Genomic DNA, 20,843 nt, shown 5'->3' on the forward strand with positions numbered 1-20,843 from the left:
TCCCGGCGTCCGTACGGGTGCGGAGCGATAATCACCTGTATGGGGAAACGCTATGAACGGATCGACGGCAGAATCCGCGCCTTCATCGAGGACCAGCCCGTTTTCTTCACCGCCACCGCACCGCTGGCGGACGACGGCCACGTCAACCTCTCGCCCAAAGGGCGCGCCGGGACCCTCGTCGTGGTCGACGAGCTGACCCTGGCCTATCTCGACTTCGGCGGCAGTGGCGCCGAGACCATCGCCCATCTCCGGGAGAACGGCCGCATCACCCTGATGTGGTGCGCCTTCACCGGGCCGCCCAAGGTGCTGCGGGTGCACGGCCGGGGCGAGCCGGTCTTCCGTGACGACCCGCGCTGGGCCACGTACATCCCGTACTTCGCGGACGCCGACGGACCGGCCGCCCGCGCCATCATCGTCATCCACGCCGTGCGGATCGCCGACGCGTGCGGATTCGCCGTCCCCTTCATGGAGTACCGCGAGGAGCGCACGCAGCACGCCGAGCACTTCGGGCGGAAGTCCGACGAGGAGTTCGCCGCGTACTGCGCGAAGAAGGAGCACGTCCCGGTGAGCCTGGACGGGCTGCCCGCGCTGCCGATGCCCCTGCCCCCGCGGACGGACCTCGCCGACCGCTCGGCTGAATCCGGGCTGCGTTCGGCCTAGCGCGGCGGCTTCCGGGAGGACGGGTGACGGACCTGACACGTACGGTCCGGCCATGCGCCCCGCTCGTAGCACCCGTACCGCTCGTACGGCCCGTAGCACTCGTACCGCTCGCGCCGCCGTCGTCCTCGCCGCCGTCACCCTCCTCACCCTCGTCACCGGCACGGCCGCCGCCCAGCCGGCCCGGACCGCCGACACCCCGCTGCCCGAGCGGATGGCGGACACCGGCGGCGGCAGCCAGCTCCTCACCGCCGAGGCGCCCGACACCGGCTCGACCACCGGCCGGCTCACCTGGTGGGACCGGCGGGACGGCCGGTGGGTGGCCGCCGGCTCCGCCGCCGCGCGCTTCGGTTCCGGCGGGCTCACCGAGGGCGACAGCCGCCGGCAGGGCACCTCCACCACCCCGACCGGGGTGTACGACCTGCCGTACGCGTTCGGGATCGCCCCGGCGCCCGCCGGGACCGCGTACTCCTACCGTCCCGTGACCGGGTCGTCCTGGTGGTGCCAGGACAACTCCTCCCGTGACTACAACCGCTGGGTGGAGGGGCTGCCCGCGGACTGCCGGGCCACCGAGGCCGAGCGGATGGCGGACTACACGGAGCAGTACTCCCACGGCATGGTCATCGGCTTCAACTACGACCGTCCGGTGCGCGGCCGGGGCGCCGGGATCTTCCTGCACGTCAACGGCGCGGGCGCGACGGCCGGTTGTGTCTCCGTACCGGCCGACGCGATGCGGACCGTGCTGGCCTGGGCCGACCCGGGGCGTACCCCGCACATCGCGATCGGCACGGCCGACGGGCCGACCGCACTGACCTCCGTCACCCGGTTCGGAGGAACCACCAAAGATTGAACTCGTCGCGCCGCGGCCCCTCTTCTTTGAACCCGCCGTCATTCAAATCCGTATCGGCGGACACGGAGGAGAGTTGAGGTGCAGTTCCGTGGCGATGATGCACAACGGTCGGGCCGCCAGACGGCAGACCATGCGCGCGATCAGCCCCCAGCGGTCGGGCGCACTGCCCCTGCTGGTGATGTGCTGGGCGGGCGCGGCGGCCGTCATGGCGCTGTGGTGGCAGAACACCGCGGTCGTCCACATGGCGCTGGCCGAGTGGCTGATCGGCGGCGGCCGGCTCACCGGGCTGCTGGGCGGCTATCTGATCGCGATCGTGGTGCTGCTGATGGCGCGGGTGCCCGCGCTGGAGCGGCGGGTGGGCTCCGACCGGGTGGCGCGCTGGCACGCGGTGGCCGGCCGGTACGCGGTGAGCCTGGTGATCGTCCATGTCGTGCTCACCGTCTGGGGGTACGCGGTCCAGGCGAACAGCCCGATCGTGGCGCAGACCATCAGTGTGATCACCGAGTTCCCGCGGATGATCGAGGCGACGATCGGGACGGTGCTCCTGATCCTGGTCGGCTTCGTCTCGGCCGGAACGGTGCGCCGCAAGGTGCGCTACGAGACCTGGTACTACCTGCACCTCCTCACCTACGTCGCGGTGTACCTGACGTTCTGGCACCAGCTCGCCACGGGCGCCGAGTTCGTCGGCAACCCGACCGCGCGGACCGTCTGGTACGTGCTGTACGCGACGGCCGGCGCCCTGCTGTTCTGGTACCGCGTCCTGACCCCGGTCCGGCTCAACATGCGCCACCGGATGCGGGTCGACTCGACGGTGTACGAGGCGCCCGGCGTGGTCTCCGTACTGATCACCGGTCGGCGGCTGCACCGGATCGGCGCGCAGCCGGGCCAGTTCTTCCGCTGGCGGTTCCTCACGGACGGGCTGCGCTGGAGCTCCAACCCGTACTCCCTGTCGGCGCCGCCGCGGCCGGATCTGCTGCGGATCACCGTCAAGGCCAACGGCGAGCACAGCGAGGCCCTGGCCCGGCTGGAGCCCGGCACCCGGATCTGGGCGGAGGGTCCGTACGGCGCGCTGACCGCGGGCCGGCGCAGCCAGGAGAAGGTGCTGATGATCGCGGGCGGCGCGGGGATCACCCCGATGCGGGCGCTGTTCGAGACGCTGCCCGGTGAACCCGGCGATCTGACCCTGCTCTACCGGGCCAGCAAGACCGAGGACCTGGCGCTGTGGAGCGAGCTGCGCCAGATCGCCTCGGCGCGCGGGGCGCGGCTGCTGTACGCGGTCAACGGCCCCGACGGGGTCAGGCCCGAGATCACTCCGCAGCGGCTGCGCGAACTGCTGCCGGACATCGACGACCACGACGTGTACATGTGCGGGCCCGCCGGGCTCGCCCGTCAATCGTACGAAGCACTGCGCGAGGCGGGCGTGCCCGCCCGGCGCATCCATCACGAGTCCTTCGAAATGTGAGGCAGCCGGTGAAGAGGAAGCATCCGCTACGGCGGATCATGATCGGTGTCGCCGCGACCGCGTCGGGCATAGTGCTGCTGCTCGCGCTGAAGCAGCCCGGCGGTTCCTCGGTGGTCGGGGCGACGGCACCGCCGGGCGCGGCCGCCGGCGCTTCGGCGGGGGCGGCGGGCGCCGCGGGCGCGCAGCCGCTGCTCGGGGACGCCGTGAACACCCAGTACGGGCCGGTGCAGGTGCGGCTCACCATGGCCGGCGGGAAGATCACCCAGGCCGAGGCGGTGCAGGCACCGGGCGCCGACGCGCGCAGCAAGTCGATCACGGCCGACGCCGTACCGAAGCTGAACCAGGCGGCGGTCGCGGCGCAGAGCGCACAGGTCGACGCGGTGACGGGCGCCAGCTACACCAGCAAGGGCTACCAGGAATCGCTCCAGAGCGCCCTGGACAAGGCGGGTGCGGGCGCCACGGGCGGTACGGGAACCACGGGCTCCACGGGCGGGGACGCGGGCAGCGGCCCGGCCGACGCGAGCGGCCCCGGCGCGGGCGCGGGCGCGGACACCGGAGCGGGTACCGGCGCGGACGCGGGTGCGGGCGCCGACACCGGCGCGGGTACGGGCGGGGCGCCCACCGCCCCGAAGACCGTCCTCGGTAACCCGGTCGACACCCAGTACGGCACGGTCCAGGTCCAGATCACCGTCGCCGACGGGAAGATCACCGCGTCCGACGCGGTCCAGGCCCCCTCCGCCGACGCGCGCAGCAAGTCGATCACCGCCGGTGCCGTACCGACGCTGAACCAGGCGGCCGTCACCGCGCAGAGCGCACAGGTCGACGCCGTGACGGGCGCCAGCTACACCAGCAGGGGCTACCAGGAATCGCTCCAGAGCGCGCTCGACAAGGCGGGCCTCTGATGGCGGCCGAAGGGGTGCGGCTGCGCCATGTCGAGGAGTCGATGGGCACGGTCTTCTCGTTCGACATCCGTGGGGTACGGGACCGGCCGCGGGTACGGGCGGGGCTCCAGGCGGCGGTGGCCTCGCTGCACCGCGCGGACGAGATCTTCTCGACGTACCGCCCCGACAGCCAGATCTCGCGGCTGAACCGGGGTGAGCTGACGCTCTCCGGCTGTCTGACGGAGGTCGTGGAGGTGCTCGACCTGTGTGCGGAGGCCGAGCGCGAGAGCGGCGGCTGGTTCACCCCCGGCTACGCGGGCGGTGTCGACCCGACGGGGCTGGTGAAGGGCTGGGCGGTGGAGCGGGCGGCCCGGATGATCGCCTCGTCGGGGGCGGCCTCGGTCTGCCTCAACGGCGGCGGCGACATCCAACTGGTGGGCGGCCCCTGGCGGGTGGGCATCGCCGACCCGCTGCACCCCGGCGAACTGGCCACGGTGGTGGAGACTCACCAGGGTCTGGGCGTGGCCACCTCGGGCCCGGCGGAACGCGGCTGCCACGTCCTGGACCCGCACACGGGCGAGGCCCCGGCCGGCGGCCTGGCCTCGGTCACCGTGGTCTGCCAGGAGGGCGTGACGGCGGCGGACACCCGGGCGACGGCCGCGTACGCGATGGGCGGCGGGGCGAGGGAGTGGCTGGAGTCCCTGCCGGGTACCGAGGGCTTCGCGGTCACACCGCATGGCGACACCTGGGCGACGAGCGGTTTCCACCGGCATGTCGCGACGGTGGGGGTCTGAGCGGCTGCGGCGAAGCGCCGTACGGGCGGCCCGGGGACAACCCGGGCCGCCCGTACGGCGGTTGGAGAGTGGGACCCGCGACGCTCAGCGGTCGTTCTGCGCCAGCTTCAGCAGATGGTCCGCCAGGGCCTGGCCGCCCGCCGGGTCGCGGCTGATCAGCATCAGGGTGTCGTCGCCCGCGATCGTGCCCAGGATGTCGCTCAGTTCGGCCTGGTCGATGGCGGAGGCGAGGAACTGGGCCGCGCCCGGCGGCGTGCGCAGGACCACGAGGTTGGCGGACGCCTCGGCGGAGATGAGGAGTTCACCGGCGAGGCGGCGCATCCGCTCCTCCTTCGCCGATCCCCCCAGCGGGGCGTGCGGGGTGCGGAAGCCGCCCTCGCTGGGGACCGCGTAGATCAGTTCGCCGTTGGTGTTGCGGATCTTGACGGCGCCCAGTTCGTCCAGGTCGCGGGAGAGCGTCGCCTGTGTGACGCTCAGCCCGTCGTCCGCGAGCAGTTTCGCCAGTTGGCTCTGGGAGCGCACCGGCTGCCGGTTGAGGATGTCGACGATCCGGCGGTGGCGGGCTGTTCTGGTCTGCGGCACGGACGGCCCGCCGTGCTCCGCTTCCTGGGCGTCGGTCATCGTCGTCGTCTCATTTCTCAGGATCATCCGTCCCCGTGCGCGTCGTCGAGGATGCCCGGCAGGGCTTCCAGGAACGCGTCCACCTCGCTGTCGCCGATGATCAGGGGAGGCATCAGCCGTACGACGTCGGGGGCGGGGGCGTTCACCAGGAAACCGGCACCCTGGGCCGCCTGTTGCACCGTCGGCGCGAGCGGCCCGGTGAGCACGATACCCAGCAGCAGTCCCGAGCCGCGGACATGGGAGACGAGCGGGTGGCCCAGCGCCTCGACCCCGTCGCGCAGTTTCTCGCCGAGCCGCTTCACCTGGTCGAGGCGTCCGTCGGCGGCGAGCGTGTCGAGCACGGCGAGTCCGGCGGCGCAGGCGACCGGGTTGCCGCCGAACGTCGTGCCGTGCTGGCCGGGCTTGAGCAGGTCGGCGGCGTCCCCGAAGGCGAGGACCGCGCCGAGCGGCAGTCCGCCGCCGAGGCCCTTGGCGAGGGTGACGACATCGGGCTCGACGCCCTGGTGCGCCTGGTGCTCGAACCAGCCGCCGGTCCGGCCGATACCCGTCTGCACCTCGTCCAGGACCAGCAGGGTGCCGGTGGCGCGGGTGATCTCCCGGGCGGCCTCCAGATAGCCCTTGGGCGGGACGACCACGCCGCTCTCGCCCTGGATCGGCTCGATGATCACGAACGCCGTCTCCTCGGTGACCGCGGCGCGCAGGGCGTCGGCGTCCCCGTACGGCACATGCGTGACGTCGCCGGGCAGCGGGAGGAAGGGGGTCTGCTTCGCGGGCTGGCCGGTGAGCGCGAGGGCGCCCATCGTCCGGCCGTGGAAGCCGCCGTCGGTGGCGACCATGTGGGGGCGGCCCGTCAGCCGGCCGATCTTGAAGGCGGCCTCGTTGGCCTCGGCGCCGGAGTTGCAGAAGAAGACCCGTCCCGGCCGGCCGGAGAGCTGGATCAGCCGCTCGGCGAGGGCGACGGGCGGCTCGGCGACGTAGAGGTTGGAGACATGGCCGAGGGCGGCGATCTGGCGGGAGACCGCTTCCACGACCGCGGGGTGTCCGTGGCCGAGCGCGTTCACCGCGATGCCGCCGACGAAGTCGGTGTACGCGGTGCCGTCGGCGTCCCAGACCCGGGCTCCCTCACCGCGGACGAGGGAGAGTCCCGGCGTTCCGTAGTTGTCGGCCATGACGCCCTGCCAGCGCCGGGTCAGCTCCTGGTTGCCGGTCACTTCGCTCCCCTTCCCTCGGTGGTCGTCGGTCCGTTCTCCCGCGCGTCGGGCACGACCATGGTGCCGATGCCCTCGTCGGTGAAGATCTCCAGCAGGATCGAGTGCGGGACCCTGCCGTCGAGCACGCGTGCCGTGGTGACGCCGTTGCGCACGGCGAACAGGCACCCTTCCATCTTGGGGACCATGCCGCTGGACAGCTCGGGCAGCAGGGTCTCCAACTGGGAGGCGGTGAGCCTGCTGATCACGTCGTCGCTGTTCGGCCAGTCCTCGTACAGGCCCTCCACGTCGGTGAGGACCATCAGCGTCTCGGCGCCGAGCGCGGCGGCGAGCGCGGCGGCGGCGGTGTCGGCGTTGACGTTGTAGACGTGGCCGTCGTCGGCGCCGCGTGCCACGGAGGAGATGACCGGGATCCGGCCGTCGCCGAGCAGCGCCTCGATGGCGCCGGTGTCGATCGCGGTGATCTCACCGACCCGGCCGATGTCGACCGGTTCGCCGTCGATCAGCGGCCGGTGCTGGACGGCGGAAATGGTGTGCGCGTCCTCGCCGGTCATACCGACGGCGAGCGGGCCGTGCTGGTTGAGCAGCCCGACCAGTTCGCGCTGCACCTGTCCGGCGAGGACCATCCGTACGACGTCCATCGCCTCGGGCGTGGTGACGCGCAGCCCGGCCTTGAACTCGCTGACCAGGCCGTGCCGGTCCAGTTGGGCGCTGATCTGGGGGCCGCCGCCGTGCACGACGACCGGCTTGAGCCCGGACTGCCGCAGGAAGACGACGTCCTGGGCGAAGGCGGCCTTCAGGTCCTCGTCGACCATGGCGTTGCCGCCGAACTTGATGACGACGATCTTCCCGTTGTGCCGGGTGAGCCAGGGCAGCGCCTCGATGAGGGTCCGCGCCTTGGGCAGCGCGGTGTGCTTGCGGGTGCTCATGAGCTGTACGCGCTGTTCTCGTGGACGTACTCGGCGGTGAGGTCGTTGGCCCAGATGACGGCCGTGTCCGTACCGGCGGACAGGTCCGCGGTGATACGGACCTCGCGGTAGCGCATGTCGACCAGGTCGCGGTCCTCGCCGACGGAGCCGTTCTTGCAGACCCAGACGTCGTTGATGGCCACGCCCAGCCGGTCGGGCTCGAAGGCGGCGCCGGTCGTGCCGATCGCGGAGAGCACCCGGCCCCAGTTGGGGTCCTCGCCGTGGAGGGCGCACTTGAGGAGGTTGTTACGGGCGATGGAGCGGCCCACCTCGACGGCGTCGTCCTCGCTCGCGGCGTTGATCACCTCGATGCGGATGTCCTTGGAGGCGCCCTCCGCGTCCCCGATGAGCTGCCGGGCCAGATCGGCGCAGACCGTACGGACGGCCTCGGCGAACACGTCGTACGCGGGGGCGACCCCGGAGGCGCCGGAGGCGAGCAGCAGCACGGTGTCGTTGGTGGACATGCAGCCGTCGGAGTCGACCCGGTCGAAGGTGGTACGGGTGGCGGCGCGCAGCGCGGTGTCCAGCGCGGCCGTCTCGACGTCGGCGTCGGTGGTGAGGACGACGAGCATGGTGGCGAGGCCGGGGGCGAGCATGCCCGCGCCCTTGGCCATGCCGCCGACGGTCCAGCCCTCGCCGCCGGCGACCGCCGTCTTGTGGACGGTGTCGGTGGTCTTGATGGCGATGGCGGCCTTCTCGCCGCCGTGCTCGGAGAGGGCCCCGGCCGCCGCCCCGATGCCGGGCAGCAGCTTGTCCATGGGCAGCAGCAGCCCGATCAGACCGGTCGAGGCGACGGCGATCTCCCCGGCGCTGTGGCCGCCCAGGACCTCGGCGGCGTGCTCGGCGGTGGCGTGGGTGTCCTGGAAGCCCTGGGGTCCCGTACAGGCGTTGGCGCCGCCGGAGTTGAGGACGACTGCGGAGACGGTGCCGCCCTTGAGGACCTGCTCGGACCAGAGGACGGGGGCGGCCTTGACGCGGTTGGAGGTGAAGACGCCCGCGGCGGCGCGGCGCGGACCGTTGTTGACCACGAGGGCCAGGTCGGGTCCGCCGTTCTCCTTGATCCCGGCGGCGATGCCCGCCGCCGTGAATCCCTTCGCTGCGGTGACGCTCACGGTGCCACTCCGATCGTGGTCAGTCCGGTGGACTCGGGGAGTCCGAGGGCGATGTTCATGCTCTGCACCGCGCCGCCGGCGGTGCCCTTGGTGAGGTTGTCGATGGCGCTGACGGCGATGACACGCCCGGCGGCCTCGTCGTACGCGACCTGGAGCTGGGTGGCGTTGGAGCCGTACACGGAGGCGGTGGCGGGCCACCGGCCCTCGGGGAGCAGGTGCACGAAGGGCTCGTCGGCGTACGCCTTCTCGTACGCGGCGCGCACGTCCTGGGCGGTGGTGCCGGGCCTCGCTTTGGCGGAGCAGGTGGCGAGGATGCCGCGCGGCATGGGGGCGAGGGTGGGCGTGAAGGAGACGGTGACCCGCTCGCCCGCGGCGGCGCTGAGGTTCTGGATCATCTCGGGGGTGTGCCGGTGGCCGCCGCCGACGCCGTACGGGGTCATGGAGCCCATGACCTCGGAACCCAGCAGATGCGGCTTGGCGGCCTTGCCGGCGCCCGAGGTGCCGGAGGCGGCGGTGATCACGGCCTCGGGCTCCACGAGCCCGGCGGTGTACGCGGGGAAGAGCGCGAGCGAGACGGCCGTGGGGTAGCAGCCGGGCACCGCGACGCGCTTGGACCCCTCCAGCGCGGCGCGGGCGCCCGGCAGCTCCGGGAGGCCGTAAGGCCAGGTCCCGGCGTGCGCGGAGCCGTAGAACCGCTCCCAGTCGGCGGCGTCCTTCAGCCGGAAGTCGGCGCCCATGTCGATGACGAGGACCTCGTCGCCGAGCTGCTCGGCGACGGCCGCGGACTGCCCGTGCGGGAGCGCGAGGAAGACCACCTCGTGACCCGCGAGCACCTCGGTGGTGGTGGGTGCGAGGACGCGCTCGGCCAGCGGGAGCAGATGCGGCTGGAGCCCGCCGAGCCGCTGTCCCGCGTTGGAGTTGCCGGTGAGGGCCCCGATCTCGATCCCGGGGTGGGTGAGGAGCAGACGGAGCAGTTCCCCGCCCGCGTATCCGCTCGCTCCTGCCACCGCTGCACGTACAGCCATCGAAAAGCCCTCCTCAGTGATGGCATGACTATACGTAGCGATGCAGTTTTATGCAATGAGATGTTCCGCGGGGGCCGGTGTCCATTGTGGTCGGGTAGCCGGATCACATCCATGAACCTCTACCGGTTGCCGGAGATCTTCGACGCCGGCGGCGTCGACAGCAGCTTCGCGTTCCTCTTCGCGCTCGACAACGTCCCCCACCGCCCCGAAGGCCGCGTTCACCGCGCCGGCCGACTCCTGCCGCGCCTGAGATCGAGGACCTGGAGGGCCTTTCCGGTGGCCGCGTTATCTTGCTCGGACAAAGGGGCATCTCATCCGCCCAACAGGGCATCACAGGCACGGAGTTGTATATGGACGCACAGGACGCGCAGGACACGGCCAAGCGGCTGCGGGCGATCGGCGACGAGGTGTCGGACCGTTTCTACGAGCGGGCCGACGTGGTGCGGACGCTGCTGGTGACGCTGCTGGCCGGGCAGCACTCGCTGGTGCTCGGCCCGCCGGGAACGGCGAAGTCCGAGATGGCCCGGGAGATCACGGGGCGGGTCGAGGGGGCGGCCCACTGGGAGATCCTCCTGTCGAAATTCACCGCGCCGACGAGGATGTTCGGCCCCATCGACGTCGCCGCGCTGGCCAGGGGCGAGTACCGGCAGGTCTACGACGGCCGCGCCACGACCGCGCACATCGCGTTCATCGACGAGATATTCAAGTGCTCCACGGCGGCGCTGAACGAGACGCTGGGCTACCTCAACGAGCGGATCTACCACCCCGAGAACGGCGGCGAGCCCATCCGCTGCCCTCTCATCGGGGCGATCACGGCGAGCAACGAACTGCCCGGCGGAGAGGACACGGCCGCGATCTACGACCGGCTGCTGGTGCGGATCGAGGTCGGGTACCTGGCGGACCCCTCGAACTTCGCCGCGCTGGTCCGCTCCGCCGTCAGCCGCCCGGCGGCGCCGGCCAGGACCACCGTCGAGCTGGCCGCGTTACAGCACGCCGTGGCCGAAGCCGTCCCGGCCGTGGACGTCCCCGACGCGATCGTGGACGCGGTCTGTACGCTGCGGGCCGCCCTGCGCCGCAAGGAACTCGTCGCCTCCGACCGCCGCTGGCGGCAGGCGGTGGGCCTGCTCCAGGCGTCCGCGTACCTCGACGGCCGTCCGGAGGTCGGCGAGACCGACCTGTCGGTGCTCACCCATGTGCTGTGGGACTCCCCCGCCGAGCGCCCGGCCGTCGAGCGCGAGGTGCTGCACCTGGTCAACCCGGACGCCAAGGAGGCGCTCGACCTGGCCGACACCATCGAGGAGCTGGAGGCCCAGCTCGACGCCATGGCCGGGCAGTCCCGTGAGGCGCTGAGCGAGTGGGTCATCAAGAAGGCCCACAACAAGCTCGCCATGGCGGGGAAGCGGCTGGAGAAGCTGCGCGAGGAGGCGGCGAGCGCCGGCCGCTCCACCGCCGCCATCGACCGGGTCGTCGGCCGCCAGCGCGCCGTGCGCGCCCGCGTTCTCACCGAGGCCCTCGGGATGGACGCGAGCATGGTGCAGGCGCAGCTCTGAACACCGGGGGGATCAGGACCATGGACACGACACCGAGCACGCTCGACGAGCTGGCGAGCCGGGCCGGGAAGTGGGTGGGCCTGTCCGCCGCCGCTCCCGAGCGGTACACCACGGCCGTGGTCGCGGACCGCTTCGACCGGATCACCTGGCGCGACACCTACGAACAGTCGGCCGGGCTGCGCGAGCTGGCCGCGGAGCTGGACGAGCGCCACGAGCGCACCGCCGACCTCCTGACCGACGCGTTCCTGGCCGCCTACAAGGTCGCCCCGCGGGTGCGCGAACGCGCGGAGATGGACCCCTCCCGCCTGGTCAACCACCAGATCATCGCCTCGCTGGTGGAGTCACCGGAGTTCACCGAGCTGCGCCGGGAGACGGCCGGTGACCCCTACGCCGCCGCCATGGCCGTGCTCGCCCAGGCCGCCGCGCTGCGCCGGATGCTGGAGCGCTCCCAGGGGGACCAAGACCAGGACCAGGACCAGGACCAGGCCGAGCGGGCGCGGCAGGCCCAGCGGGCCGCCGACAACGCGGCGACCGCCGTGGACGAAGCGCTCCGGCGGGCCGCCGACGAGGCCTCGGAGGACGGCACCGTACCGGCCCCGGCCGCCGACGCCGTACAACAGGCGGTCACGGCGGCCGAGGCCGCCGCGCGGCAGACGGCCCAGGACGCCGCGCAGGCCCTCGCGGGGGCGGCGGCCCCCGGGATCCGTACCGCCGCGCGGAACGCGGCGGTGAAGGCAGCCGAGGCGGTGCGGGAGGAGGCCGCGCTGATGCGGGCATGGGGTGTCGCCCCCGGCGAGCTGGAGCGGATGCCCTTCGACCAGCGTGCCCGGCTCGCCGAGCGGCTGCGTACCAGCCGTCTCGCGGAGTGGGCCGAGCTGATCGGCCGGTTCCGGCAGATGGCCGGCGGTGAGCGCGCCCGCAAGGTGGAGAACGCCACCGGGGAGCTGATCGGCGTCACGCTCGGCGACGACCTCTCCCGCGTCATCCCCTCCGAGCTGGCCAACCTCGGCCTGCCCGAGCTGCGTGCGGTGTTCGCCACGCGCTACGCCGCCGGGGAGCTGATGCTCTACGACAGCCAGGGGGAGCAGGCGAGCGGCCGGGGCGCCGTCATCGCGTGCGTGGACACCTCGCACTCCATGTACGTGTCGGGGCCCGGCGGAGTCACCCGGGAGGCGTGGGCCAAGGCGTGCGCCCTGGCCCTGCTGGATCAGGCCCGCGAGGCCAGGCGTGACTTCGTCGGCATCCTGTTCTCCGCCGCCGACAGGATCCGGGTCTTCCGCTTCCCGGCCGGCCGGGAAGCCCGTATCGCGGAGGTGCTCGAATTCGCGGAGACCTTCCTCGGCGGCGGCACCAGCTACCAGACGCCTCTGAGCGCCGCCGGCGCGCTGCTGGAGGAGGAGTTCGACGACGCGGCCCGCACGCGCGGCGACATCGTGATGATCACCGACGACGAGTGCGGGGTCACCGAGGAATGGATGCGCGGCTGGAACGACGCCAAGCACCGGCTGGGCTTCCGCGTCTTCGGCCTGGCCATCGGCGCCCCGCGCGCCGCGGAGGCCGATTCGGTCCTGGACGTCCTGTGCGACAACCTCCGGTCGATCGACGACCTCACCGACGTCCATGCCGCCGCCGACCTCTTCCGCGTGATCTGACGGGCGTACCGTCGCCACGGAGCGTGGTGGCCGGGGCCCTGTGCCCCGGAGAGCGGTCAGGAGATATCTTGATGTCGAGCAATGTTGCAGACGTATGTTGCAGACGTGGAGCGGAGCACCGGTGACTGACTCGACCATCATCTATACGCACACCGACGAGGCCCCGGCCCTGGCGACGTATTCGTTCCTGCCCGTGGTCGAGGCGTACGCCTCGACGGCCGGGGTCTCGGTGGAAACCCGCGACATCTCGCTTGCGGGACGGATCATCGCGGGCTTCCCCGAGTGGCTCCAGGAGGGCCAGCGCGTCGATGACGCGCTCGCCGAGCTGGGTGAGCTGGCCGGGACCCCTGAGGCCAACATCATCAAGCTGCCGAACATCTCGGCGTCGATCCCGCAGCTCAAGGCCGCGGTCGCGGAGCTGCAGGCGCAGGGCTACGCGCTGCCGGACTACCCGGACGACCCCAAGTCGGACCAGGACAAGGACATCCGCGCGCGGTACGACAAGGTGAAGGGCAGCGCCGTCAACCCGGTGCTGCGCGAGGGCAACTCCGACCGCCGCGCCCCCGCCTCCGTGAAGAACTACGCCAAGGCGCATCCGCACCGCATGGGCGCCTGGACGGCCGACTCGAAGACGAACGTGGCGACCATGGGCGCCGACGACTTCCGCTCCACGGAGAAGTCCGCGGTCGTCGCCGAGGCCGGTTCGCTCCGTATCGAGCTGGTGGGCGAGGACGGCTCCACCACCGTGCTGCGCGACTCCGTGCCGGTCCTCGCGGGCGAGGTCGTGGACGCGTCGGTGCTGCGGGTCGCGGCGCTGCGCGCGTTCGTCGCGGCGCAGATCGCCCGCGCCAAGGCCGAGGGCGTGCTCTTCTCCGTGCACCTGAAGGCCACGATGATGAAGGTCTCCGACCCGATCATCTTCGGCCATGTCGTACGGGCCTTCTTCCCGAAGACGTTCGCCGCGCACGGCGCGACGCTCGCCGCGGCCGGCCTGACCCCGAACGACGGTCTGGGCGGCATCCTCAAGGGCCTGGAGTCGCTGCCCGAGGGCGCGCAGATCGCGGCGTCCTTCACCGCCGAGCTGGCCGAGGGTCCCGAGCTCGCGATGGTCGACTCCGACCGCGGCATCACCAACCTGCACGTCCCGAGCGACGTCATCGTCGACGCCTCCATGCCGGCCATGATCCGCACCTCCGGCCACATGTGGGGCCCGGACGGCGCCGAGGCCGACACGCTCGCCGTCCTCCCGGACAGCAGCTACGCCGGCATCTACCAGGTCGTCATCGACGACTGCCGCGCCAACGGCGCCTTCGACCCGTCGACGATGGGCTCGGTGCCCAACGTCGGTCTGATGGCGCAGAAGGCCGAGGAGTACGGCAGCCACGACAAGACCTTCGAGATCGCCGCCGCAGGCACCGTGCGCGTGGTGAACGAGGCCGGCGAGGCCGTGCTGGAGCAGCCGGTCGCCACCGGTGACATCTTCCGCATGTGCCAGACCAAGGACCTGCCCATCCAGGACTGGGTCAAGCTCGCCGTCAGCCGCGCCCGCGCGACCGGGAACCCGGCCGTGTTCTGGCTGGACGAGGGGCGCGCGCACGACGCGAACCTGATCGCCAAGGTCAAGGCGTACCTGCCGGAGCACGACACCGACGGGCTCGACATCGAGATCATGACGCCGGTCGAGGCGACCGCGTTCTCGCTGGAGCGCATCCGGCGGGGCGAGGACACCATCTCCGTCACCGGCAATGTGCTGCGCGACTACCTGACCGACCTGTTCCCGATCCTGGAGCTGGGCACGAGCGCCAAGATGCTCTCGGTCGTCCCGCTGATGAACGGCGGTGGCCTCTTCGAGACCGGCGCCGGCGGTTCCGCGCCCAAGCACGTGCAGCAGCTCGTGCGCGAGAACTACCTGCGCTGGGACAGCCTGGGCGAGTTCCTCGCGCTCGCGGTCAGCTTCGAGCACCTCGCGCAGACGACGGACAACCCGCGCGCCCAGGTCCTCGCCGACACCCTCGACCGCGCGACCGGCTCGTTCCTCAACGAGGACAAGTCGCCCAGCCGCAAGGTCGGCGGCATCGACAACCGTGGCAGCCACTTCTACCTGGCGCTGTACTGGGCCCAGGAGCTGGCGAAGCAGACGGACGACGCGCAGCTCGCGGAGGCGTTCGGCGCGCTCGCCAAGACGCTGGCCGAGCAGGAGTCCACGATCGTCGACGAGCTGATCGCGGTACAGGGCTCGGCCGCCGAGATCGGCGGCTACTACCGGCCCGACGCGGAGAAGGCCACGGCGGTCATGCGCCCGTCGAAGACCTTCAACCAGGCGATCGCCACCCTCGGCTGACGCCTCCCCCTCGCGTACGGCACCTTCCCCGGTGTACGGCGCGTTCCCCTCGCGTACGGCACCGCCCCGGCCCGGCTTCGACGCCCGGCCGGGGCGGTCGCGTATGTGGGGAACGGGGGTCCTGAGACCGCGGGCCCCGGCCGCTCAGTCGCCGGTCACCTCCACCGAGAGGTCGTTGTCGAGCGTGTAGTACGGCCGTACGGTCGCGCCGCCCAGCCTGGCGGCCGTGTAGACGAAGATCTTCTTGCGGTCCGCCACGTCGTCCAGCAGCCGGCCCATCCGGATCAGGGGCGCTCCCCCGGGCCGCTCCACGTAGAGGTCCCACACCTCGTGCCCCGACCCGCCCGCGTTCAGCACGTCCCGGTAGTCGACGGTGAAGGAGAAGTCCTCGCCGCCCTGGCCGTCCTCGGCGCGGGGCTCGATCCGCAGGGCCGTGTCGTCCCCGCCCCGGCGACGCAGCAGGACCGTGGTCCCGGCCGCGGGACCGGCGCCGTGGAGCCGCGCCCGTACGGTCAGGGTGTGGCCCGAGACGCGGACCCCGGCCGCCTCGGCGTGGCCTCGGCGCAGCCAGGTCCGTACGGCGAGGTAGCGGTCCGCCGTGGCGTACGGGATACGGACGGCCAGCGGCGACGCTGTCCGCCCCGGGCGGCCGTCCACCAGCGCGCGCAGGTCCCGCAGCCCGGGGAGCAGCCGCTGCCGCACCTCCTCGTGGTCGCTCGACGCGGGCACGACGTACGCGTCCCAGCGGCCCTCGGCGAGCACCGGTTCCGGGTCCAGGACGGCCCGCAGCCGGTCGGGTCCCGCCGGTTCCAGGTCGAGGAGGTGCCGGAGCGTCTCGGGCTGCCCCTTCTTGGGGCGCAGCCGCAGCAGCAGCCGGGGGCGGGCGCCGGCGGGCACCGTCAGGTGGACGTTCCAGGTGATCCGGCCCGAGGCGTCCACCGTGCAGTCGGCGCGGGGCCGCTCGACGGGCGGGGTGAGCCGGGGCAGTCCCGCGGGCCGGGCCGGCTCGGCGGGCGGGGCGTGTTCCGTCGTCGTCATCGGCCTGTCTTCCGTACGGTTCTGAGGGCCGCGCCGGCCATGACGCGGGCACTGTCCTTGGCCGCGTAACCGCCGCTGATCAGCGCGCTGACCGGGCGGCGCGCCGACGAGGAGGCCGGTCCCCCGCCCCGGCGCGCCGCGGCGAGGTCGTCGAGCAGCCGCTCGGCCTGGGCGACGACGGGGCCAGGGGCGTAGCGCCGGGAGTTCTCCAGGGCCGCGCGGCCCATCCGGCGGCGGCGTTCGTCGTCGCCGGTGAGCGCGAGCAGCGCGGCGGCCAGGGCGTCCCGGTCGCCGACCGGCACCAGCGTTCCGTCGACGCCGTCCCGGATGATCTCGGCGGGGCCGTAGGGGCAGTCCGTGGCGACGACGGGCAGTCCGCAGCGCATCGCCTCGACGATCGTCATGCCGAACGGTTCGAAGTTGGAGGCCATCACGCCTATGGAGCCCTTGACCCACTCGGCCTCCATTGGGGTGGCGGAGCCCATCAGGAAAACGTTGTCGTGCAGACCGAGGCCGTCGATGAGGCCGCGCAGCCGCGCCTGTTCCTCGCCGCCGCCGTAGACGCGCAGCCGCCAGTCGGGGTGGCGGGCCGCCACCTGCGCGAACGCCTCGATGATCAGGTCGTACCGCTTGACCGGGACGAGCCGGCCCGCGGCGACCACGACGCGGGCGTCGCCGTCGGACGGCGGCAGGGTCGGATCGGGGACGCTGTTGGGCAGCGCCTCCACCCGTACCCCCGGCAGCCGCATCTTGCGCCGGTAGGCGTCGGCATCGGCCTCGGTGACGGTGGTCAGCGCGTCGAGCCGGGGGTAGGCGCGGCGCAGGACCTTGCGCAGCCGGGGGGAGTGGTTGTCCAGGGTCAGGTGCTCCTGCCCGATCCGCAGGGTGCGTTCGGGGGCCTGGAGCGCGATATGGACGTTGAGCCCGGGGCGGGTGCCGATCACGGCGTCGGAGTCCAGCTCCGCCAGGCACGCGCCTATTCGCTCGTCGGTCAGGGCGCTGTACTGCCCGTAGCGGTACTCCGAGGACGGGTAGACCTTCGCGGGGCGCGAGAAGGCCGGGTGGTCCTGCTCGACGCGGAGGTCGACCAGGGGACGCAGGGTGACCCGTGGGTCCGGCGTGAGGTTCGGGTCCTCGCGGTGCCGGAACACGGAGATGATCTCCACCTCGTGCCGGTCGGCGAGCGAACGGGCCAGGTTGTACGTGGTCGTGATGGTCCCCCCGATCCCGTAGGCGTTGTGAATGAGTAAAGAGATCTTCATACGAACGAAGACCGCCATAACGGGATACCGGTTGTCTGCGTTGCCGCTTCGTTTGCCAGCCGTTTGCTTACCGTGACGCGGCCGGACACCCGCGCGCCGGGTGGCGCCGGGCGCCGTCGTCGGACGGCCCGGGCGCCGTCGTCGGACGGCCCGGGCGCCGTCGTCGGACGGCCCGGGCGCCGGGAAGCGTCCTCGGCGGGGCCGCCGGATACTGGAGGGGAGGAGGTGCGTCATGCGCAAAATAGCCGACTGCCGGGACTTCCCGAGCGAGACACAGTGCTCGCTCGCCATCACCGGTGAGGAGAACGAGGTGGTCCGCGCCGCCAGTGAGCACGCCGTCTCCGTGCACGGCCACGAGGACAACCCCGAGCTGCGGCAGCAGATCCGGGCGGCGCTGAAGGACGAGATCCCCCAGCACGCCTGACCCGGACCGGCCCCGCCCCCGTCCACAGCACATCCCCGATCCCGGGGCCCGCGGTCAGCTCGACGGAGCGGCCGTGGGCCTCGCCCCTACGTGGAACACCGACCCGAACGGGTCGGTGATCTCCGCCATCCGCGCGTACAGGGTGTCCTCGGCGCCCTCCGAGGTGCCTCCCGCCGCCACCGCTCGCCGCACAGCGCCGTCCGCGTCCGCGACCTCGAAGAGGGTCCCCCAGGCGGCGTCCGGCGCGTCGGGAACGCCCAGGATCCCGCCGATCTCATGGCCGTCGGGTCGGCGCAGGAAGGTGAAGTCCGCGTCGGCCATGTCCTCGTTCCCGTCCAGGGTGAAGTCGAAGACCTTCGTGTAGAACTCCCGTACGGGGGCGGGGTCCGGCGTCGTCAGGTCGTTGCGCAGCAGGCTCCCCGGCTCGTTGACGAGTTCGCAGCCGGGCAGCGCGCCGCCCTGCCAGAGGCCGAACGCGGCGCCGCCCGGATCGACCGCGAGGGCGGCCCTGCCCTGCTCCCCCTTGTCCAGCGGGCCCTCGGTTAGGGTGCCGCCCGCCGCCGTGACACGTCGCGCGGTGGCGTCACAGTCGTCGGTGGCGAGGTGGACGCGCCAGAGGGCCGGCCCGGGCGACGCCGGTGCGGGGACCGGGCGGAGCCCCGCGACCCGGCTGCCGCGCAGCAGGGCGAGGACGTATCCTCCGGCGCCCGGCGCGCTGAACTCCCAGCCGAACACGGCTCCGTAGAACGCCTCGGCCGCCTCGATGTCCGGGACGTCCAGGTCGATCCACGTCGGGGTGCCGAGCGGCTGGTTGGTCGTGACCTGGCTCATGATGGGCTCCTTCTGCCGTTCTTCGATGAGCTGCGCGTAGTGGCTGTGCGTCGATGGGCTGTGCGTCTTCGACGGGCTGCGCGTTCGACGCTAAATCGGGTACAGGCCAGGTCGTGTCCTATATCCCGCCCCAGGGGTGTCGCGCCCCGGGGACCGGCCGACCCGCCCGGATCGGGTGGGATCCACCGGATCCGGCCGACCGCTGTCGGTGGGGCCTCGTAGAATCGGCGGATGAGCGCTCCCGATTCCGCCACCGTTCCCGAGACCGGCACCGAGACCCGCCCGGGGGCCGATCCCACAACGGATCCGGGGACCGATCCGGGGGCCGGCGCGGGCACCGGCCCCGGGGCGGGTGAGGCGCTGGAGGTGCTGCGCCGCGTCTTCGGTTACGACTCGTTCCGCGGGAGCCAGCAGGAGATCATCGAGCATGTGGTCTCCGGCGGCGACGCGCTGGTCCTCATGCCGACCGGTGGCGGCAAGTCGCTCTGCTACCAGATCCCGGCCCTCGTACGGAAGGGCGTCGGGGTCGTCGTGTCCCCGCTGATCGCGCTCATGCAGGACCAGGTCGACGCGCTGCGGGCGCTCGGCGTGCGGGCCGGGTTCCTCAACTCCACCCAGGACTTCGACGAACGGCGCCTCGTGGAGGCCGAGTTCCTCGCCGGTGAGCTGGATCTGCTCTATCTCGCGCCGGAGCGGCTGCGGGTCGAGGCGACGGTACGGCTGCTGGAGCGCGGCACGATCTCCCTCTTCGCCATCGACGAGGCGCACTGCGTCGCCCAGTGGGGCCACGACTTCCGCCCCGACTACCTCGCCCTCTCCTCGCTCCACGAACGCTGGCCCGATGTGCCCAGGATCGCGCTGACCGCGACCGCCACGGAGGCCACGCACACGGAGATCGCCTCCCGGCTGAAGCTCCAGGACGCCCGGCACTTCGTCGCGAGCTTCGACCGGCCCAACATCCAGTACCGCATCGCGCCGAAGAACGACCCCAAGCGCCAGCTCCTCCAGCTTCTGCGCGCCGAGCACGAGGGCGACGCGGGGATCGTCTACTGCCTCTCGCGGGCGTCGGTCGAGAAGACCGCCGAGTTCCTGGTGAAGAACGGGGTCGCGGCCCTGCCGTACCACGCGGGGCTCGACACCCGTACGCGGGCGGAGAACCAGTCGCGCTTCCTGCGGGAGGAGGGACTGGTGATGGTGGCGACGATCGCCTTCGGGATGGGCATCGACAAGCCGGACGTGCGCTTCGTCGCCCATCTCGACCTGCCGAAGTCCGTGGAGGGGTACTACCAGGAGACCGGGCGCGCCGGGCGTGACGGGCTGCCGTCCACGGCGTGGCTCGCGTACGGGCTCCAGGACGTGGTCCAGCAGCGGAAGATGATCGAGACCTCGGAGGGCGACGAGGCGCACCGGCGGCGCCTCGGTGCCCATGTGGACGCGATGCTGGCGCTGTGCGAGACGGTCGAGTGCCGCCGGGTGCAGCTTCTCGCGTACTTCGGGCAGAAGAGCACCGCGTGCGGCAACTGCGACACATGTCTGACGCCCACGGAGTCCTGGGACGGTACGGTCCCGGCGCAGAAGCTGCTGTCGACGGTCGTCCGGCTGAAGCGCGAGCGCAACCAGAAGTTCGGCGCCGGGCAGATCACCGACATCCTGCTGGGCAAGAAGACCGCCAAGGTCATCCAGTTCGACCATGACGCGCTGAGCGTCTTCGGTATCGGTACGGAGCTGCGCGAGGCCGAATGGCGCGGGGTGGCACGGCAGTTGCTGGCGCAGGGGCTGATCGCCGTGGAGGGCGACTACGGGACGCTGGTGCTGACGGAGGAGAGCGGCGAGGTGCTGGGCGGCCGGCGGCCGGTCATGCTGCGGCGCGAGCCCGAGAAGGCGGCGCGGCCCGCACGGGCGGAGAAGTCGTCCAAGCAGCGTTCCGCGCCGGTGGATCTGCCGGAGGAGGCCGTGCCGGTCTTCGAGTCGCTGCGCGCCTGGCGGGCTGCCTCGGCGAAGGAGCAGGGCGTGCCCGCGTATGTCATCTTCCATGACGCGACGCTGCGCGAGATCGCGCTCCTGGCGCCGTCGACGCTGGCGGAGCTGGGCACGGTGACCGGGGTCGGCGAGAACAAGCTGGCGAAGTACGGGGAGCAGATCCTGGAGACGCTGGGTACGGCGTGAG

General features: G+C 72.2%; 18 protein-coding genes. 10 read left to right on the plus strand and 8 right to left on the minus strand.

Annotated elements, in window-relative coordinates:
• The first annotated feature begins 39 nt into the window (after positions 1–39).
• The 5 genes from ACIBJC_RS21200 (at position 40) to ACIBJC_RS21220 (ending at position 4,644) form a co-directional block, all read left to right on the plus strand.
• Complete coding sequence (locus ACIBJC_RS21200) at positions 40–660, plus strand: pyridoxamine 5'-phosphate oxidase family protein (RefSeq protein WP_399294652.1); 621 nt, start codon at positions 40–42, stop codon at positions 658–660.
• 52 nt (positions 661–712) lie between these two features.
• Positions 713–1,507, plus strand: a complete 795-nt coding sequence (locus ACIBJC_RS21205) for a L,D-transpeptidase (RefSeq protein WP_399294655.1) — start codon at positions 713–715, stop codon at positions 1,505–1,507.
• 94 nt (positions 1,508–1,601) lie between these two features.
• On the plus strand, positions 1,602–2,969 hold the full coding sequence (locus ACIBJC_RS21210; protein WP_329824653.1) for a ferredoxin reductase family protein: 1,368 nt from the start codon (positions 1,602–1,604) through the stop codon (positions 2,967–2,969).
• Positions 2,970–2,977: 8 nt separating this feature from the next.
• Entirely contained in the window at positions 2,978–3,871 is an 894-nt protein-coding gene (locus ACIBJC_RS21215; protein WP_399294658.1) for an FMN-binding protein, read from the plus strand.
• The gene (locus ACIBJC_RS21220) at positions 3,871–4,644 is read left to right on the plus strand and encodes an FAD:protein FMN transferase (RefSeq protein ID WP_399294661.1); all 774 of its coding nucleotides are present in this window, start codon (positions 3,871–3,873) and stop codon (positions 4,642–4,644) included. The genes ACIBJC_RS21215 and ACIBJC_RS21220 overlap by 1 nt, the downstream gene beginning before the upstream one ends.
• 84 nt (positions 4,645–4,728) lie before the next feature.
• Here ACIBJC_RS21220 and ACIBJC_RS21225 read toward each other — a convergent pair whose 3' ends face one another.
• Genes ACIBJC_RS21225 through argC form a run of 5 tightly spaced genes read right to left on the minus strand, consistent with a single transcriptional unit; the run spans position 4,729 to position 9,578 of the window.
• Complete coding sequence (locus ACIBJC_RS21225; protein WP_329824408.1) at positions 4,729–5,265, minus strand: arginine repressor; 537 nt, start codon at positions 5,263–5,265, stop codon at positions 4,729–4,731.
• 23 nt (positions 5,266–5,288) lie between these two features.
• On the minus strand, positions 5,289–6,476 hold the full coding sequence (locus tag ACIBJC_RS21230; RefSeq protein WP_399294665.1) for an acetylornithine transaminase: 1,188 nt from the start codon (positions 6,474–6,476) through the stop codon (positions 5,289–5,291).
• Positions 6,473–7,402, minus strand: a complete 930-nt coding sequence (gene argB, locus ACIBJC_RS21235) for an acetylglutamate kinase (protein ID WP_399294668.1) — start codon at positions 7,400–7,402, stop codon at positions 6,473–6,475. Before argB ends, ACIBJC_RS21230 begins: the two co-directional genes overlap by 4 nt.
• Entirely contained in the window at positions 7,399–8,553 is a 1,155-nt protein-coding gene (gene argJ / locus ACIBJC_RS21240; protein ID WP_399294670.1) for a bifunctional glutamate N-acetyltransferase/amino-acid acetyltransferase ArgJ, read from the minus strand. The genes argB and argJ overlap by 4 nt, the downstream gene beginning before the upstream one ends.
• Complete coding sequence (argC, locus tag ACIBJC_RS21245) at positions 8,550–9,578, minus strand: N-acetyl-gamma-glutamyl-phosphate reductase (protein ID WP_399294673.1); 1,029 nt, start codon at positions 9,576–9,578, stop codon at positions 8,550–8,552. The genes argJ and argC overlap by 4 nt, the downstream gene beginning before the upstream one ends.
• A 350-nt stretch (positions 9,579–9,928) precedes the next feature.
• On the opposite strand from argC, the gene ACIBJC_RS21250 reads away from it, so the two are divergent.
• From ACIBJC_RS21250 to ACIBJC_RS21260, 3 genes are all read left to right on the plus strand, one after another.
• Positions 9,929–11,128, plus strand: coding sequence for an AAA family ATPase (locus ACIBJC_RS21250; RefSeq protein WP_399294676.1), 1,200 nt, complete (start codon positions 9,929–9,931; stop codon positions 11,126–11,128).
• A gap of 20 nt (positions 11,129–11,148) precedes the next feature.
• Entirely contained in the window at positions 11,149–12,780 is a 1,632-nt protein-coding gene (locus ACIBJC_RS21255) for a VWA domain-containing protein (RefSeq protein WP_399294679.1), read from the plus strand.
• 121 nt (positions 12,781–12,901) lie between these two features.
• Positions 12,902–15,121 carry an NADP-dependent isocitrate dehydrogenase gene (locus ACIBJC_RS21260; protein ID WP_399294682.1) on the plus strand — a complete coding sequence of 740 codons (2,220 nt, stop codon included), beginning with the start codon at positions 12,902–12,904 and terminating at the stop codon, positions 15,119–15,121.
• A 144-nt stretch (positions 15,122–15,265) separates the two neighbouring features.
• Here ACIBJC_RS21260 and ACIBJC_RS21265 read toward each other — a convergent pair whose 3' ends face one another.
• Positions 15,266–16,159: a transferase gene (locus tag ACIBJC_RS21265; RefSeq protein ID WP_399294685.1), complete on the minus strand. Its 894-nt coding sequence runs from the start codon at positions 16,157–16,159 to the stop codon at positions 15,266–15,268.
• Positions 16,156–17,421, minus strand: a complete 1,266-nt coding sequence (locus tag ACIBJC_RS21270; protein ID WP_399294688.1) for a glycosyltransferase family 4 protein — start codon at positions 17,419–17,421, stop codon at positions 16,156–16,158. Before ACIBJC_RS21270 ends, ACIBJC_RS21265 begins: the two co-directional genes overlap by 4 nt.
• Positions 17,422–17,653: 232 nt before the next feature.
• On the opposite strand from ACIBJC_RS21270, the gene ACIBJC_RS21275 reads away from it, so the two are divergent.
• Entirely contained in the window at positions 17,654–17,845 is a 192-nt protein-coding gene (locus ACIBJC_RS21275) for a DUF1059 domain-containing protein (RefSeq protein WP_399294691.1), read from the plus strand.
• A 54-nt stretch (positions 17,846–17,899) separates the two neighbouring features.
• Here ACIBJC_RS21275 and ACIBJC_RS21280 read toward each other — a convergent pair whose 3' ends face one another.
• Positions 17,900–18,676, minus strand: coding sequence for a VOC family protein (locus ACIBJC_RS21280; RefSeq protein ID WP_399294694.1), 777 nt, complete (start codon positions 18,674–18,676; stop codon positions 17,900–17,902).
• A 231-nt stretch (positions 18,677–18,907) separates the two neighbouring features.
• Here ACIBJC_RS21280 and recQ point away from each other — a divergent pair, with 231 nt between their 5' ends.
• Positions 18,908–20,842 carry a DNA helicase RecQ gene (gene recQ, locus ACIBJC_RS21285; RefSeq protein ID WP_399294697.1) on the plus strand — a complete coding sequence of 645 codons (1,935 nt, stop codon included), beginning with the start codon at positions 18,908–18,910 and terminating at the stop codon, positions 20,840–20,842.
• The last annotated feature ends 1 nt before the right edge of the window (position 20,843 follow it).

Origin of the sequence: Streptomyces sp. NPDC050509 (assembly GCF_044457965.1) — a bacterium.
Taxonomy (GTDB): Bacteria; Actinomycetota; Actinomycetes; order Streptomycetales; family Streptomycetaceae; genus Streptomyces.